Origin of the sequence: Isoptericola sp. NPDC057653, assembly GCF_042799955.1 — a bacterium.
Lineage (GTDB): Bacteria > Actinomycetota > Actinomycetes > Actinomycetales > Cellulomonadaceae > Isoptericola.
The window spans coordinates 2,091,053-2,106,820 of record NZ_JBHVHP010000001.1; the positions used below are offsets into that span (position 1 = coordinate 2,091,053).

The following is a 15,768-nucleotide window of genomic DNA, read 5'->3' on the forward strand; positions in this document are numbered from 1 at the left end:
ATCGTGACCGGACCGTGGCGAGACCGTGATCTTCACCCGCTCGCGCCCGCCCGACGCGACGGTTCGCCCCCCCGGTCGGGCCCGGTCGGGCCCGGACGCCGTGCCGCCGGACGGCCTCCGGTGGTGGCATCCGTCACGATCCGGTAACGCGCGCGCGGCGGCGCCGGAGCGGATTGACAGGAGCCTTGTTAAGACGCTGTACTAACAAACATGTCCACGCCGACGACGCGCACAGCACGACGAGGTCTGGGTGCCGGCCTGCGAGCCACCTCCAAGGTGCTCCCCGAGCACGCCCGGGCGCACAACCGCTCCCTCGTGCTCCAGCACCTGTTCCACGAGGGGCCCACGTCCCGGGCCGACCTCGCCCGCGCGACGTCGCTGACCCGCGTGACGATCTCCGACCTCGTGAACGTGCTCCTCGCCGAGGGTCTCGTCGAGGAGCTCGGCGTGCAGCCGGGCCGCCGGGTCGGCAAGCCCGCGATCCTCGTCGGGATGCGCACCGACGCCTACCAGATCGTGGCTGTCGACCTGTCGGACGACGCGGTCATGCGCGGCGCCGTCATGACGCTCACCGGCGAGGCCGTGGTGCGTCGCTCGCTGCCCGTCGCGGGCCACGTCGGCGACGAGCTCGTGGACCTCCTGACGCGCTTCGCGCGCACCCTCATCTCCGCGGCCACGCGCCCCGTCATCGGCGTGGGCGTCGGGTCGCCGGGCGTCGTCGACGACGAGGGCCGCGTCGTCGAGGCCCCGAACCGCCAGTGGTCCGACCTGCCGCTCGGCGAGCTGCTCACCGACCGGCTCGCCCTGCCCGTGCACGTCGCCAACGACGCCAACTCCGCGGCGCTCGGCGAGTACACCTACGGCGGCGCCGCCGACTCGATGCTCGTCCTCACCGTCGGGCAGGGCGTGGGCGCCGGCGTGATGGTCGACGGCTCCCGCGTGCACGGCTCCGCCGACGCCGCCGGCGAGCTGGGCCACGTGACGGTCGTCGACGACGGCGAGCTGTGCGCCTGCGGGCGCCACGGCTGCCTCGAGACCGTGCTCGGCGTGCCGGCCCTGCGTCGCGCCGTCGCCGGGCTGGGCCCGGCCGAGGCGGACGAGGCGCTCGCCGGCGTCGGGCGCACGCTCGGTGCCGCCCTCGCGCCCGTCGTGGGCGCGCTGAACCTGGCCGAGGTGCTGCTCAGCGGCCCGGCCGACCTGCTCGACGGCGCGCTGCGCACCGCCGCCCTGCAGACCCTGACCGACCGCACGATGCCGGCCACCGCGGCCGGACTGCGGCTCCGGATGGCCACGCTCGACGAGGACGTCGTTCTCTCGGGTGCGGCCGTCCTGGTGCTCGCCGCCCAGCTCGGGGTCTCCTGACCTCCTGCCGGACGACCGCACCGAGGGCGCCGATCCTGGCGCCGACCTGCACAGATCGAGAGGAATCCCCAGTGAAGAGGACCCGTGTCGTCGCCACCGGCGTGGCGACGAGCCTGACCCTCGCGCTCGCGCTCGCCGCGTGCGCGCCCGCCGACGAGGAGGGTAACGGCGACAACGGCGGCACCCCCGAGGCCGGCAACATCACCCTGTGGCTCGCCGGCGCGGACACCAGCGACGAGCTGCGCAAGTACCTCGTCGACACGTTCGCCGAGGAGAACCCCGGCTCGAAGCTGACGATCGAAGAGCAGGACTGGACCGACCTGGTCACCAAGCTCACGACCGCGCTGCCCGACGCCACGAACACCCCGGACGTCGTCGAGATCGGCAACACGCAGGCTCCGACGTTCACCTACGCCGGCGCCTTCCGCGAGATCTCGCCCGAGCTGTACCAGGAGCTGGGCGGCGACAAGCTGCTCCAGTCCTTCGTCGACGCCGGGTCGATCGACGACACGAAGTACGCGCTGCCCTACTACTACGGCTCGCGCTTCATGTTCTACCGCAAGGACATCTGGTCGAAGGCCGGCCTCGAGGTCCCCAAGACGCTCGAGGAGTTCGGCGACTCCGTCAAGGAGCTGACGACCAAGAAGCGGTCCGGCTTCGCGATGGGCGGCCAGGACTGGCGCAACGGCATCTCCTGGGTCTTCGCGAACGGCGGCGAGCTCGCGGTCAAGGACGGCGACACGTGGACCTCCACGCTGTCCGACCCGAACACCGTCAAGGGCCTGGAGCAGTGGCAGGACGTGTACGAGAACGCGTCCAACCTCCCCGCCACCGCCAAGGACGAGGCGTACTGGGACTTCATCAACGACGGCACCGACGGCGAGGCCCCCTCGGGCGCGACGATCATGGCGCCGGGCTGGGCCCGCTGGTCCATCGGTGACCTGACGAAGGGCGACGACGGCAAGGAGGTCCGCGACGGCATGGCGGACGACTCCACGTTCGACATCTTCACGCTCCCGGGCGTGGACGGTGGCGTCGCCCCGGTGTTCGCCGGTGGCTCGAACCTCGCCGTGTCGGCGAAGTCGCAGCACCCGGAGCTCGCCGAGAACCTGCTGAAGATCGTCTACTCGGACGAGTACCAGACGATGCTCGCCACGAACGGCCTCGGCCCGGCCAACTCGGACTTCGACAAGCTCATGACGGTCGACGCCGACGGCAACCCGAACAAGTTCGGCGAGGCCGCGGTGGAGTCCGCCCAGGCCTCCAAGCTGACCCCGGCCGCGCCGGGCTGGGCCGCCGTCGAGGGCGCCTCCGTCTACGAGGAGATCTTCCAGAAGATCGCCGAGGGCGGCGACGTGACGGCCATCGCGAAGCAGTACGACGCGAAGCTCACGCCGATGCTCAACGGCCAGGCGGGCTGACCTTCTCAGCCCCCGCCCCCGACGGGCGGAGCGGTGCCACCGAGACCGGTGCCGCTCCGCCCGTCACCCACGACCCCGGGAAGGAGGACCGCATGACCACCTCGACGCCGCCCGCGTCCACCATCGCGATCCGCCGTCGGCGCCAGCCGGCCACCCCCTACCTCCTGCTGATCCCCGCGGTGCTGATCCTCCTGGTCGGCCTCGGTTACCCCGTGTACTGGCAGGTCGTGACCTCGCTGCAGGAATACGGGATGATGCAGCAGTTCGGCGCGCCCCCGACCTTCGCGGGCCTCGACAACTACGCGCGCATCTTCACCGACGACCGTCTCTGGACCGTCGTCTGGCGCTCGGTCCTCTTCTGCCTGGTGAACGCGTTCCTCACGGTGGCGATCGGCCTCGGCCTCGCGCTGCTGATGAAGACGGTCCACGGCGCCGTGCGCATCGTCATGCAGGTCGTGCTCCTGCTGGCCTGGGCCACGCCGCTCGTGGCCGCGGTGACCGTCTTCCGCTGGCTGTTCGACTACCGCACCGGTGTCGTCAACTGGGTGCTGGTGCAGCTCGGCCTGGAGCAGTTCCAGGGGTACGCGTGGTTCGCGCAGCCGAGCACGTTCTTCATGGTCGCGACCATGGTCATCGTGTGGATGTCCGTCCCGTTCGTGGCGATGTCCCTGTACGCCGGCCTCACGCAGGTCTCCGAGGAGGTGCTCGAGGCCGCCCGGCTCGACGGCGCCCGCCCGGCGCAGATCCTGCGCCACATCCTGCTGCCGCTGGTGCGCCCGGTGCTCGCCATCGTGCTGCTGCTGCAGATCATCTGGGACCTGCGCGTCTTCGCGCAGATCCGCCTGCTGCAGGACGCCGGGGCGCCGATCTCCGAGACGAACCTGCTGGGCAACTTCATCTACGAGCTCGGCATCGGCAGCCAGGACTTCTCGGGCGCCGCCGCCGTCTCGATCTTCGTCCTGCTGCTCACGGTGCTGCTCGCCGCGCCGTACGTCCGCAGCCTCATGAAGGAGGACGCCGCATGACCGCCGCGACCGAGACCGCCCCGCGGGTCACCGCGGCCGCGGCCCGGGAGGACCGGCCCGTCACCCGTCGGGCCCGGCCCCGCCTGAGCAAGGTCCTGCTCGGCGTCCTGGGCATCGCGGTGTCGCTGGTGTGGGCGTTCCCCGTCTACTGGATGCTGCTGTCGGCTGTCACGCCGGCCGCGCGCCTCAAGGCGAGCACGCCGAGCTTCCTGCCCACGCACTTCACGCTCGCCAACTTCTCCAGCGTCCTGACGGGCTCCGGGTTCGGCGGCGCGCTGCGGATGAGCCTGATGATCACCTGCGTGACCATCGTGCTGGTCCTCGCGTTCGCGTTCCTCGCGGCCCTGGCCATCAGCCGCTGGCGCTTCCGCGGCCGGACCAGCTTCGTGCTGGCGGTGCTGTTCATCCAGATGCTGCCGGCCGAGGGCCTGTTCATCGCGCAGTACAAGATGCTCTCGTCGGTGGGGGAGAGCACCCCGATGCTCGGCCTCAACTCCGTGCTCGGCATCTCGATCCTCTACACCGCGACCCTGGTGCCCTTCACGATCTGGATGCTGCGCGGCTTCGTCGCGGGCGTCCCCGCGGAGCTGGAGGAGGCGGCCATGGTCGACGGGCTGTCCCGCACCAAGGCCTTCCTGCGGATCACGTTCCCGCTGCTCGCGCCGGGCCTCGTCGCGTCGGGGGTGTACGCGTTCCTCCAGGCGTGGAACGAGTTCACGACGGCGCTCGTGATCCTGCCCGCCGAGAACCGGCAGACCCTGCCGATCTGGCTGCGCAGCTTCCTGTCGGCGTCGGCCAACCGGGGGATCGACTGGGGCGAGGTGATGGCGGCCTCCACCCTCATCGCCGTCCCGGTGATCGTCTTCTTCCTCTTCGTGCAGGGCCGGATGACGTCCGGCCTGGTCTCCGGGGCGGTGAAGGGCTGACGTGGACGCAACCCTGATCGCCGGGCCCACCGTCGGGCTCGACATCGGCGGCACCAAGACGCTGGCCGTCCTGCTGGACGCCGACGGCAACGCCGTGGCCCAGGCGCGCCTGGCCACCGAGCGCGGCCCGCGCGGCGTGGTGGCGGGCGCCGCCCGCGCCGCCCGGCAGGTCGCGCAGCAGTCCGGCGTCGCCGTCGCCGACCTCGTCGGCGTGGGCGTGGGCATGCCCGGCCTCGTCGACCCGGACGCCGGCACCGTCCGCCACGCCGTCAACGTCGGCGTCGACGCCACGCCGCTCGCGCTCTCGCGGCTGCTCGGCGCCGAGCTGGGGGGACTCCCCGTCGGCCTGGAGAACGACCTCAACGTCGCGGCGCTCGGCGCCGCGCACCTCGAGGCCGCCGCCACCGGCAGGCCGCCGTCGACGATCGACCTCGCCTTCCTCGCGCTCGGCACCGGGCTCGCCGCGGGGCTCGTCCTCGACGGTCGGCTGCGGCGGGGCGTCGGCGGCGCGGCGGGCGAGATCGGGCACGTGCCCGTCGACCCGGCCGGCCCGGTCTGCCCCTGCGGGCAGCGGGGGTGCCTGGAGCTCTACGCCTCCGGCACCGCCGTGGCCAGGCTGTGGCCGGCCCGGACCGGGCGCCCGGCGCCCGTCGAGCTCTTCGAGGCCGCCGAGCGCGGCGTCCCCGGGGCCGTCGAGGTCCGCGACGCGTACGCGTCGGCGGTCGCCGCGGCGGTCCGGATGCTCGTCCTGACGGTCGACGTGCCGCAGGTGGTGCTCGGCGGCGGGGTGGCCCAGCTCGGCCAGCCGCTGCTCGACGCGGTCCGCGCCGCCCTCGCCCGCGAGTCGCTGGCGTCCGGCTTCCTCTCCTCGCTGGGCCTCGCCGACCGTGTCACGCTCGCCGCGGGCCACGTGCCCGTGGGCGCCGTGGGCGCGGCGGTGGTGGGCCGGTCCGTGGCCCGCCCTCTCGCCGGGCCGGTGGCGTCGTGAGGCGCGGCACGGCCGTGCGGGCGTGGTCGAGCCTCGTCGCGGGTGGCGTCGTGCTCGCCATGGCCGGGTGCTCCGCGCTGGGCTCCGACCCGAAGGAGACGGTCGCGGACTCCGACCTCACCCTGTGGCTCGTCGGCACGGACACCACGCCCGAGCTGCGCGAGTACCTGGTGACCACGTTCGAGGACGAGCACCCCGGGGCCACGCTGACGATCGAGCAGCAGGAGTGGGGGACCCTCGTCGAGGACCTCACCCAGGCCCTCGACGACCCGGCGACCACGCCGGACGTCGTCGAGATCGGGAACACGCAGTCGCCGACGTTCACCACCTCCGGCGCGTTCCGCGAGATCTCGCCGGACCTGTACGAGGAGCTCGGCGGCACGAAGCTGCTGCAGTCCTTCGTCGACGCCGGGTCGGTCGACGGCCGGCACTACGCGCTGCCGTACTACTTCGGCTCGCGCTACGTCTTCTACCGCAAGGACGTCTGGGACGCCGCCGGGTTCGAGAAGCCGAAGACGCTCGCCGAGTTCGGCGAGCGGGTCAAGGCGCTCACGGACGACGACCACGCCGGCTTCGCGATGGGTGGCCAGGACTGGCGCAACGGCATCTCCTGGGCGTTCGCGACGGGCGGCGAGCTCGCGGTCAAGAAGGGCGACGACTGGGTCTCGACCCTGTCGGACCCCCGGACCGTCAAGGGCCTCGAGATGTGGCAGGACGTGTACCGCAACGCGTCGTACCTGCCGTCGACGGAGAAGGACGTCTCGTACTGGGACTTCCTCAACGACGGCGTGGAGGAGGCCCCGCCCGCCTCGGCCACGATCATGGCGCCCGCCTGGGCGCGGTGGTCGATCGGCGACCTCGTGCGCAACGACGAGGGCGAGCTGGTGCGCGACGGCATGAAGGACTCCTCCACGTTCGACATCTTCGCCCTGCCCGGGGTGGACGGCGGCCTGGCGCCAGTGTTCGCCGGCGGGTCCAACATCGCGATCTCCGCGACGTCGCCGCGGCCCGACCTGGCCGAGGACGTGCTGCGCGTCGTCTTCTCGGACGAGTTCCAGACCCGCCTCGCCGCGAGCGGCCTGGGCCCGGCCAACGCCGACGCGCAGGAGGCCATGAAGGGCGACAAGTTCGGCCGCACCCTGGTGCGGACGGCGGTCGCGTCGAAGCTCACCCCCGCGGCGCCCGGCTGGGCGTCGATCGAGGAGGAGGGCGTGTACGAGGACCTGTTCGGCCGGATCGCGGACGGCGGCGACGTCGAGGCGCTGGCGCGGGAGTTCGACGCCCGCCTCACGCCGATGCTCAACGCGCCCGCCGCGCAGCCGGAGGACTGAGGGGAGCCCGGCGACGGCCGGGCTCCCGCCATGATGTGATGCCGTGGGCGCCCTCGGGCGCCCACGGACGCGAGGACGGCCCGCCCGCCGGGCCGCACGAGAGACTGGAGCCCCGCATGGAAGTCGTGATCGCCCCCGCCGAGGAGCTGGCCGTGCTGGCGGCCGACGCGATCGAGGCCCTGCTGCGCCGCGACCCGGCCACGGTGCTGGGGCTGGCGACCGGGTCGAGCCCGTTGAAGGTGTACGACGAGCTGGCGCGCCGCCACCGCGAGGAGGGGCTGTCGTTCGCCCGCGCGCGCGGCTTCATGCTCGACGAGTACGTGGGCCTGGCGGCGGGTCATCCGCAGCGGTACCGCAACGTTATCGAGACGGAGATCGCCTCGCGTGTCGGGTGGCCCGCGGACCAGGTGTCCGGGCCGGACGGCCTCGCCGAGGACCTGCCCGCGGCGTGCGCCGCCTACGAGCAGGCGATCACGGACGCGGGCGGGGTGGACCTGCAGATCCTGGGGATCGGTACGGACGGGCACATCGCGTTCAACGAGCCGGGGTCCTCGCTCGCGTCGCGCACGCGGATCAAGACGTTGACGCGCCAGACGCGGGTGGACAACGCGCGGTTCTTCGACGACGACGTGGAGCAGGTGCCCACGCACTGTCTGACGCAGGGGCTGGGCACGATCATGTCGGCGCGGCACCTGGTGCTGCTGGCCACGGGGCGGGGCAAGGCCGAGGCGGTGCACCAGCTGGTGGAGGGGCCGATCTCGGCGATGTGGCCGGGCACGGTGATGCAGATGCACCCGCACGCCACGGTGCTGGTCGACGACGCGGCGGCCTCGCGGCTGCAGCTGGGCGACTACTACCGCCAGACCTTCGCCTCCAAGCCGGACTGGCAGGGCCTGTGATCCGTACCCGGATCCGGGGCACGGGGGCGGTGGTGGACCGGGAGCGTCGGGGGGTGCGTCGTAGACTTCCCGGCATGAGCGATCCCCTCTCCACCCCGCCCGCCGACCCCTCGCAGGACACCGGGGCCGGCACCAGCGTGCTGGAGCGCCCGGACACCCGCGAGCAGGCGGCGGAGCCGGGCGACCACGAGCGCTTCGCGCACTACGTGCGCAAGGAGAAGATCATGGAGTCGGCCCTGTCGGGCAAGCCCGTGATCGCGCTCTGCGGCAAGGTGTGGGTGCCGGGCCGCGACCCGTCGAAGTTCCCGGTGTGCCCGGTCTGCAAGGAGATCTACGACGGTCTCCGCGACCCTCAGGACGGCGAGGGCGGCGAGGGCGACTCCGGCAAGTGAGCGCGCAGCCGCTGAACGAGCCCGAGTCCACCCCCGACCCCGACGGCTTCGACCTCTTCGCCGCCGCGGCGGAGCCGGCCGCGAAGCCGCTGCCGCAGTCGCCGTCGTCGGTCGCGGCCTCCCACCTCAGCCCGGCGTTCCCGCGCCGCGCCCCGTGGGGCACCGCGTCCAACCTCCGTGCCTGGCAGGCGGAGGCGCTGGAGCTGTACCGGCAGCGCGACCCGCGCGACTTCCTCGCGGTCGCGACGCCGGGCGCCGGCAAGACGACGTTCGCGCTGCGCATCGCCACCGAGATGCTCGAGGCGGGCCTGGTCCGTCGCGTGACGGTCGTCGCGCCCACCGAGCACCTCAAGCACCAGTGGGCGGACGCCGCCGCACGCGTGGGCATCCGGATCGACCCGTCGTTCAAGAACAGCCAGGGCCGGCACGGCTCGCACTATGACGGCGTCGCCCTCACGTACGCGCAGGTGGCGGCCAAGCCCGCGCTGCACCGCGCGCGCACGGAGGCCGCCCGCACCCTCGTCATCCTCGACGAGGTGCACCACGGCGGCGACGCCCTGAGCTGGGGCGACGCGGTGCGCGAGGCGTTCGAGGACGCCACGCGGCGCCTCGCGCTGACGGGCACGCCGTTCCGCTCGGACACCGCGCCGATCCCGTTCGTCACGTACGAGGAGGACCGCGACGGCGTCCGCCGCTCCAAGGCGGACTACACGTACGGCTACGGCGACGCGCTGCGCGACCACGTCGTGCGTCCGGTGCTGTTCATGACGTACTCGGGCAACATGCGCTGGCGCACCAAGGCGGGCGACGAGATCAGCGCCCGCCTCGGCGAGGCGATGACCAAGGACATGCACGCCCAGGCGTGGCGCACCGCGCTGGACCCGAACGGCGAGTGGATCCCGTCCGTCCTCGCGGGGGCGGACAAGCGGCTCACGGAGATGCGCCGCGTCGTGCCGGACGCGGGCGGCCTGGTCATCGCGACGGACCAGACCGACGCGCGCGCGTACGCCGGGCACCTCGCACGCCTGACGGGGCAGAGCCCCACGGTGGTGCTGTCGGACGACGACGGCGCGAGCGCCCGGATCGACGAGTTCGCCCAGGGCGACTCGCGCTGGATGGTCGCCGTGCGCATGGTGTCCGAGGGCGTGGACGTGCCGCGGCTCGCCGTCGGCGTCTACGCCACGAGCACCTCCACGCCGCTGTTCTTCGCGCAGGCCGTCGGCCGCTTCGTGCGCGCCCGCAAGCGCGGCGAGACGGCGTCGGTGTTCCTGCCGAGCGTGCCGTTGCTGCTCGAGCTGGCCAACGGCATGGAGATCGAGCGGGACCACGCGCTGGACCGACCGAAGACGGCCGAGGAGCAGGGGATCGAGTACGACCCCGAGGCCGAGCTCCTCGCGGCCGCGAACCGGGAGGAGAAGGCGTCGGGGGAGCTCCTGGGCTCGTTCGAGGCGCTCGAGGCGCAGGCCTCCTTCGACCGCGTCCTGTTCGACGGCGGCGAGTTCGGCACGGGCGCGGACGTCGGCTCCGCGGAGGAGCTCGACTTCCTCGGGCTGCCCGGCCTGCTCGAGGCCGACCAGGTGACCACGCTGCTGCGCCAGCGGCAGGCGCAGCAGGTGCGCGGCCGCGGCGGGGCGACGGCCTCGGAGGCCGCGCTGGAGCAGTCGGAGGCCGAGCACCGGCGCGCCGCCGACCTGCGCAAGGAACTGTCCAAGCTGGTGTCCGCGTGGGCGCGCAAGTCCAGCACCCCGCACGGCTCGGTGCACAACGAGCTGCGGCGCCGCTGCGGCGGCCCCGAGGTGCCGCTGGCCACGGCCGAGCAGCTCACGGCACGGGTCGAGATGGTGCGCGGCTGGTTCGTCGGCAAGAAGTAGCCGCGCCGCCCGCCCCTGGGACGGCGCGAGGCTAGGACAGCGCGAGGCCCACGGTCGGGATGGCCGGGTCGCCGGCGGAGAGCCGGCGGCCCCCGCGCGGCAGCTCCGCACGGGCCTGCAGGTGGTGCTTGGCGGCGTTCTGCACGCCGTAGGCGCCGACCCAGCGGGAGTCGACGGCACCGTCCACGACCAGCGGCACCAGGAGGTTGCGCAGGTCGGCGCGCTCGCCGTCGTCGCCGGCCGCCGCGTGGTCCTCGGGCGACCACGCGACCACGAGGTCGTCGGGCCCGGTGACGAGCACCTCCTCGACGGCGCGGCCGTCGGGGCCGTACCGCCGGGCGGCGCCCTTGCGGCCGCCCTGGCTCGTCTTGAGGGTGGACGCCTTGGCCACCGGCTGCAGCACGCCCGACGCGTCGGCGCGGGCCACCAGCTTGTAGACCATGCCGCAGGTGGGCGCGCCCGACCCGGTGACGAGCGACGTGCCCACGCCGTACACGTCGACGGGCACGGCGGCGAGCCCCGCGATGGCGTGCTCGTCCAGGTCGGACGTCACGACGATCTTCGTGCCCGTGGCGCCCAGCTCGTCGAGCTGGCGCCGCACCTCGACCGCGAGCACGCCGAGGTCGCCGGAGTCGAGGCGCACGGCGCCCAGGGACGGGCCGGCGGCGGCGATGGCGTTCTCGACGCCGCGCCGCACGTCGTAGGTGTCGACCAGCAGGGTGGTGCCGCGGCCGAGCGACGCGACCTGGGAGTCGAAGGCCGACCGCTCGTCGTCGTGCAGCAGGGTGAACGCGTGCGCGGCGGTGCCGATCGTGTCGAGCCCGTACCGCATGCCCGCCTCGAGGTTCGACGTGCCGGTGAACCCGCCCACGACGGCGGAGCGCGCGGCCGCGACCGCGGCCTGCTCGTGGGCCCGGCGCGACCCCATCTCCAGCACCGGGCGGTCGACGGCGGCACTGGTCATGCGGGACGCGGCGGACGCGATGGCCGAGTCGTAGTTGAGGATCGACAGGACGAGCGTCTCCAGCAGCACGGCCTCCGCGAAGGTGCCCTCGACCTGCAGCACGGGCGAGCCGGGGAAGAAGATCTCGCCCTCGGCGTACCCCTGGACGGTGCCGGTGAACCGGTAGCCGCGCAGGAAGTCGAGGGTGCGGTCGTCCACGACGCCCGCCCGTTCGAGGTACGCGAGCTCCGCGTCGCCGAAGCGGAAGTGGGCGAGCGCCTCGAGGATGCGGCCGGTGCCCGCGAGCACGCCGTAGCGGCGGCCGGCCGGCAGGCGCCGCGTGAACACCTCGAAGACGCAGTGCCGGTGCGCGGTGCCGTCGGCGAGCGCCGCCTGCAGCATCGTCAGCTCGTAGCGGTCCGTGAGGAGCGCGACCGACGAGCGGACGGACGGGAGGGGCGCGGCCGGGACCGAGTCCGGGACGGCAGGGACGGCGGGGGCGGCAGGCGACAGCGCGGCGCCGGGCGGCGGGGCGACGCCGCCCCGGGGCTCGTCGGTCATGGGGACACGGTAGGGCGCGGGAGGTCATCCGGCTTGCCGGCGACCGTCTGACGGACGGTCGACGACCGCCCTGCGGCTGTGCTTAGGGTGAGACGGTGAACGGGCAGACGACGACGCGCGCGACGGCGGTCGCGACCGAGGTGCAGCGCGAGACCCGGGTCGAGGCGACGCCGGCCGTCGCGGACCCCTGGGTCACCATCGTGTGGAACGACCCGGTGAACCTCATGTCCTACGTGAGCTACGTCTTCGAGAGCTACTTCGGCTACCCGCCCGCGCGGGCGCAGAAGCTGATGCTGCAGGTGCACCAGGACGGCCGGGCCGTGGTGTCGTCAGGGCCGCGCGAGCGCATGGAGGTGGACGTGCAGGCGATGCACGGGTTCGGTCTGTGGGCCACGCTGCGGCAGTCGGGCTCGCCGGACGGCGGGGCCGAGGGAGGCGCGGCGTGACGCCGTTCCGGTCCGCGCCGGCGGGCTACGTCGCGCGCTGGGACGACGTCGAACGGGAGGTGCTCGCGCGGGTCGCGCGCGACGTCGCGGAGCTCCTGGGCGCCGAGGCGGGCCTCGAGCCGGGCATCGAGGTCGGCGACGGCATCGCGTTCACGGGCGTGGCACGCGTGCCGCAGGACCCGGCGGTGCAGCGGCTGCTGCCCGACGCCCACGAGGAGGACGCGGACGTCGCCGCCGAGTTCCGGCACCTCACCCAGACCGACCTCGCGGCGGGGAAGGTCGCACGCCTCGTGGCCTTCGCCGACGCCGTCGACGCCCCCGACGAGCTCCCGGACGACCCGCGGGTGGGGGCCGAGATCGTCGTGCCGCGCGAGTCCGCGCAGGACTTCGCCGGCGCGCTGACCGACCTTCGCCTCGTCCTCGCCGAGCGCCTCGGCCTGGTCGACGACGCCGACGTCGAGACGCTGCACGACGAGGTCTTCGCCGGCGTCGAGGACGAGGACGACGAGGGCTGGGCCGACGCGGACGACGAGCAGCGTGCCGGGGGCGACGGGGGCGAGGGCGACGGGGGCGAGGACGACGGGTCCGAGGTCGCCGGCTGGGAGCGGGTCGGCCTGTCCGGCGCGGAGCGGCGGTACTGGGGCGGCGTCTTCGTCGCCGCCGGGTTCGCCCAGGAGTCGCTGGTGGAGGAGATGCTCGCGGACCTGCGGGCGGGGCGCCCGAGCGTGTGACCGCAGGTCGGGGCGCTGCTGTGGCGGGCGCCACGCCGTGTCGCCGCTCACTCCCCGCCGTCCTGACCGTCCGTCACGACTAGGCTGCCAGGCGTGAACGACGCCCCCATCGGGATCTTCGACAGCGGCGTCGGCGGGCTCACCGTCGCACGCTCCATCCTCGACCAGCTGCCCCATGAGCAGGTGCTCTACCTGGGCGACACGGCCAACAGCCCCTACGGGCCGAAGCCGCTCGCGGCCGTGCGCGCGATGGCGCTCGCCGTGATGGACCGGCTGGTCGACGAGGGCGTCAAGATGCTGGTCATCGCCTGCAACTCCGCCACCGCCGTCGCGCTGCCCGACGCGCGGGAGCGCTACACCGTGCGCCGGGGCATCCCCGTCGTCGAGGTGATCCGTCCCGCCGCCCGGCGCGCCGTCCTCGCGTCGAAGACCGGGCGCATCGGCGTCATCGGCACGAAGGCGACCGTTGACTCGCGCGCCTACGAGGACGCGTTCCACGTGGCCCCCGGGCTGGAGATCACCACCCAGGCGTGCCCCGACTTCGTGCCGCTGGTGGAGCGGGGGCAGACGTCCGGCCCCGAGGTGCTCGAGGTCGCCCACCGCTACCTCGACCCGGTCCGCGCCGCGGGCGTCGACACCCTCGTGCTCGGCTGCACGCACTACCCGCTGCTGGCCGGCGCCGTGTCGTACGTGATGGGCGAGGACGTCACCCTCGTGTCCAGCGCCGAGGAGACCGCCAAGGACGTGTACCGCAACCTGGTGCAGCACGACCTCGAGCGCTCGCCGGACGCCCCGCCGCCCGTGCACCGCTTCCTGTCCACCGGCGACCCCGAGCCGTTCGAGCAGCTCGCGCGCCGCTTCCTGGGGCCCGAGGTGGCCCTCGTGGAGGCCGCATGAGGCTCGTCACCCTCGGAGTCTCCGGATCGTTCCCCGGCCCCGGGTCGCCGGCGTCCACGTACCTCGTCCAGGCGCACGACGGCGAGCGGGAGTGGAACGTGGTGCTCGACCTCGGCAACGGGGGCCTGGGAGCGCTGCAGCGGCACGTGGACCCGCTCGACCTGGACGCCGTCGCGCTGTCCCACCTGCACCCCGACCACTGCGCGGACCTGTCCGGCCTGTACGTGTACCTGCGGTACCACCCGGAGCGGGGCGGCGCCCGCACGGGCGTCGGGCGCCGGCTGCCCGTCCTCGGACCGGCCGGCACCGCCGAGCGGGCGGCCGCGATGTACGGGCTCGGGCCGGGGGACTCGATGGACGGCGAGTACGACGTCCGCCCCTGGCAGCCGGGCACCGCCGTGCGCGTGGGCCCCTTCGAGCTGGAGCCGTTCGCCGTCTACCACCCGGTCGAGGCGTACGGGATCCGGGTGACCGGCCCGTCGAGCGTCCGCCCCGGCGAGCGGGTCACGCTGGCCTACTCGGGCGACACGGACGCCTGCGACGGCCTGGTCGAGGGCGCCCGCGGCGCCGACCTGTTCCTCGTCGAGGCCGCGTTCCAGGAGGGGCGCGACGACGGCGTCGAGCGCGGCATCCACCTCACGGGCCGTCGGGCCGGGGAGGCCGCTGCGGCCGCCGGCGTGCGCCGCCTGCTGCTCACGCACCTGCCGGTGTGGAACTCGCCCGAGGTCGCGGTCGCCGAGGCGCGCACCGCCTACGACGGCCCCGTGGAGGCCGCGGTGGCCGGCGGGGTGCACGAGCTGTGACGGGTAGCCTCGGCCCCGTGAGCGCCCCCAGCACCCCCGCCCCGACCGGCCCCGCCGTGCCCGCGACCCGCGCCGCGTGGCCGGCCGTCGTCTGCGACCTCGTGTGCGTCGTCGTGTTCACCGTGGTGGGCACCATGAGCCACGCGACCTCCGGCGACCTCGGTCACGTCGCCCTGGTGGGACTGCCGTTCCTCGTGGGCCTCGCCGTCGGCTGGCTCGCGGCCCGCGCGTGGCGCGCGCCGGCGCGGGTGTGGCCCACCGGCGTCGCCGTCTGGTTCGCGACCGTCGTGCTGGGGCTGGCCCTGCGGCCCGCCCTCGGCGTCGGTGGCGTCGAGGTGTCCTTCGTGGTCGTCACCGCGCTGTTCCTCGGCGCGACCCTGCTGGGCTGGCGCGCGATCGCGTCGTTCGCCGCCCGCCGTCGCGCGTCCTGACGCCGCGGGGGCGCTCGTGGCCCGGTTCCGAGGCGCAACCGGGCCACGACCGCACCCGCCACCGTCAGAGGGCGGCGGCGACCGCCGGGGCGAGGGCGCGGAAGGCCTTGCCGCGGTGGCTGATCGCGTTCTTCTCCGCCGGCTCGAGCTCGGACGACGTGCGCGTGCCGGGCGTGCCGTCGGCGGCCGGGGCCTGCTCGACGGGCACGTGGATCGGGTCGTAGCCGAAGCCGTTGCTCCCGCGCGGGGCGCGCACCAGCGTGCCGGGCATCTCGCCGAGGCACACCTCCTCGCGCCCGTCCGGGGTGACCAGCGCCGCCGCGCAGACGAACGCCGCCGCGCGGTGCTCGTCGTGCACGTCGCCCAGCTGGGCGAGGAGGAGCCGGAGGTTCGCCTCGTCGTCGCCGTGCCTGCCCGACCAGCGGGCGGAGAAGATGCCAGGCGCGCCGCCCATGACGTCGACGCTGAGGCCGGAGTCGTCCGCGACGGCGGGCAGGCCGGTCGCCGCGGCCAGCGCACGGGCCTTGATGAGCGCGTTCTCGACGAACGACACGCCGTCCTCGACCGGCTCGGGGGCGCCGACGTCGGCCGCCGACACCACGGCCTCGTCGGGCAGGGCGTCCAGGCCGGGCTGGTCGCGCAGGATGGCGCGCAGCTCCACGAGCTTGCCGCGGTTGTGCGTGGCCAGCACGAGGCGGGCGCCGGCGGGGACCGTCACGCCGGTGGTCGCGTCGGTCATCC

General features: G+C 74.1%; 16 protein-coding genes. 14 read left to right on the top strand and 2 right to left on the bottom strand.

The genetic code is table 11. The annotated features are described in order from the left end of the window. Positions 1-210: 210 nt before the first annotated feature. The 9 genes from ACFU9A_RS09515 to ACFU9A_RS09555 all read left to right on the top strand — a co-directional run bounded on the left by ACFU9A_RS09515 (position 211) and on the right by ACFU9A_RS09555 (position 10,215). Positions 211-1,362 (top strand): ROK family protein, encoded by a 1,152-nt coding sequence (locus ACFU9A_RS09515; RefSeq protein ID WP_430574984.1) that lies wholly within the window; start codon positions 211-213, stop codon positions 1,360-1,362. Positions 1,363-1,433: 71 nt separating this feature from the next. Then, positions 1,434-2,783 carry an extracellular solute-binding protein gene (locus tag ACFU9A_RS09520; protein WP_430574985.1) on the top strand — a complete coding sequence of 450 codons (1,350 nt, stop codon included), beginning with the start codon at positions 1,434-1,436 and terminating at the stop codon, positions 2,781-2,783. Positions 2,784-2,875: 92 nt separating this feature from the next. Beyond that, positions 2,876-3,808 carry a carbohydrate ABC transporter permease gene (locus ACFU9A_RS09525; RefSeq protein ID WP_430574986.1) on the top strand — a complete coding sequence of 311 codons (933 nt, stop codon included), beginning with the start codon at positions 2,876-2,878 and terminating at the stop codon, positions 3,806-3,808. Then, positions 3,805-4,734 carry a carbohydrate ABC transporter permease gene (locus ACFU9A_RS09530; protein ID WP_430574987.1) on the top strand — a complete coding sequence of 310 codons (930 nt, stop codon included), beginning with the start codon at positions 3,805-3,807 and terminating at the stop codon, positions 4,732-4,734. The genes ACFU9A_RS09525 and ACFU9A_RS09530 overlap by 4 nt, the downstream gene beginning before the upstream one ends. 1 nt (position 4,735) lies before the next feature. Further along, positions 4,736-5,722 (top strand): ROK family protein, encoded by a 987-nt coding sequence (locus ACFU9A_RS09535; protein WP_430574988.1) that lies wholly within the window; start codon positions 4,736-4,738, stop codon positions 5,720-5,722. Further along, the gene (locus ACFU9A_RS09540) at positions 5,719-7,053 is read left to right on the top strand and encodes an extracellular solute-binding protein (RefSeq protein WP_430574989.1); all 1,335 of its coding nucleotides are present in this window, start codon (positions 5,719-5,721) and stop codon (positions 7,051-7,053) included. Before ACFU9A_RS09535 ends, ACFU9A_RS09540 begins: the two co-directional genes overlap by 4 nt. Before the next feature lie 116 nt (positions 7,054-7,169). Beyond that, positions 7,170-7,952 carry a glucosamine-6-phosphate deaminase gene (gene nagB, locus ACFU9A_RS09545; protein WP_430574990.1) on the top strand — a complete coding sequence of 261 codons (783 nt, stop codon included), beginning with the start codon at positions 7,170-7,172 and terminating at the stop codon, positions 7,950-7,952. A gap of 74 nt (positions 7,953-8,026) precedes the next feature. Further along, positions 8,027-8,344 carry a DUF3039 domain-containing protein gene (locus ACFU9A_RS09550; protein ID WP_380244530.1) on the top strand — a complete coding sequence of 106 codons (318 nt, stop codon included), beginning with the start codon at positions 8,027-8,029 and terminating at the stop codon, positions 8,342-8,344. Positions 8,345-8,433: 89 nt separating this feature from the next. Next, positions 8,434-10,215: a DEAD/DEAH box helicase gene (locus tag ACFU9A_RS09555; RefSeq protein ID WP_430575367.1), complete on the top strand. Its 1,782-nt coding sequence runs from the start codon at positions 8,434-8,436 to the stop codon at positions 10,213-10,215. A gap of 31 nt (positions 10,216-10,246) precedes the next feature. Here the strand turns inward: ACFU9A_RS09555 and ACFU9A_RS09560 are convergent, their stop codons facing one another. Beyond that, a complete protein-coding gene (locus tag ACFU9A_RS09560; RefSeq protein WP_430574991.1) occupies positions 10,247-11,719 on the bottom strand; it encodes a nicotinate phosphoribosyltransferase in 1,473 nt (490 codons plus the stop codon). 140 nt (positions 11,720-11,859) lie between these two features. On the opposite strand from ACFU9A_RS09560, the gene clpS reads away from it, so the two are divergent. The 5 genes from clpS (at position 11,860) to ACFU9A_RS09585 (ending at position 15,027) form a co-directional block, all read left to right on the top strand. Then, on the top strand, positions 11,860-12,165 hold the full coding sequence (gene clpS / locus ACFU9A_RS09565) for an ATP-dependent Clp protease adapter ClpS (protein ID WP_430575368.1): 306 nt from the start codon (positions 11,860-11,862) through the stop codon (positions 12,163-12,165). Further along, positions 12,162-12,896 (top strand): DUF2017 family protein, encoded by a 735-nt coding sequence (locus tag ACFU9A_RS09570; protein ID WP_430574992.1) that lies wholly within the window; start codon positions 12,162-12,164, stop codon positions 12,894-12,896. The genes clpS and ACFU9A_RS09570 overlap by 4 nt, the downstream gene beginning before the upstream one ends. A 93-nt stretch (positions 12,897-12,989) precedes the next feature. Beyond that, positions 12,990-13,793 carry a glutamate racemase gene (murI, locus tag ACFU9A_RS09575; RefSeq protein ID WP_430574993.1) on the top strand — a complete coding sequence of 268 codons (804 nt, stop codon included), beginning with the start codon at positions 12,990-12,992 and terminating at the stop codon, positions 13,791-13,793. Further along, positions 13,790-14,596, top strand: a complete 807-nt coding sequence (locus ACFU9A_RS09580; RefSeq protein ID WP_430574994.1) for an MBL fold metallo-hydrolase — start codon at positions 13,790-13,792, stop codon at positions 14,594-14,596. Before murI ends, ACFU9A_RS09580 begins: the two co-directional genes overlap by 4 nt. Positions 14,597-14,613: 17 nt before the next feature. Next, positions 14,614-15,027: a DUF3054 domain-containing protein gene (locus ACFU9A_RS09585; protein ID WP_430574995.1), complete on the top strand. Its 414-nt coding sequence runs from the start codon at positions 14,614-14,616 to the stop codon at positions 15,025-15,027. A gap of 64 nt (positions 15,028-15,091) precedes the next feature. Here ACFU9A_RS09585 and rdgB read toward each other — a convergent pair whose 3' ends face one another. Further along, entirely contained in the window at positions 15,092-15,766 is a 675-nt protein-coding gene (rdgB, locus tag ACFU9A_RS09590) for an RdgB/HAM1 family non-canonical purine NTP pyrophosphatase (protein ID WP_430574996.1), read from the bottom strand. Positions 15,767-15,768 lie beyond the last annotated feature (2 nt).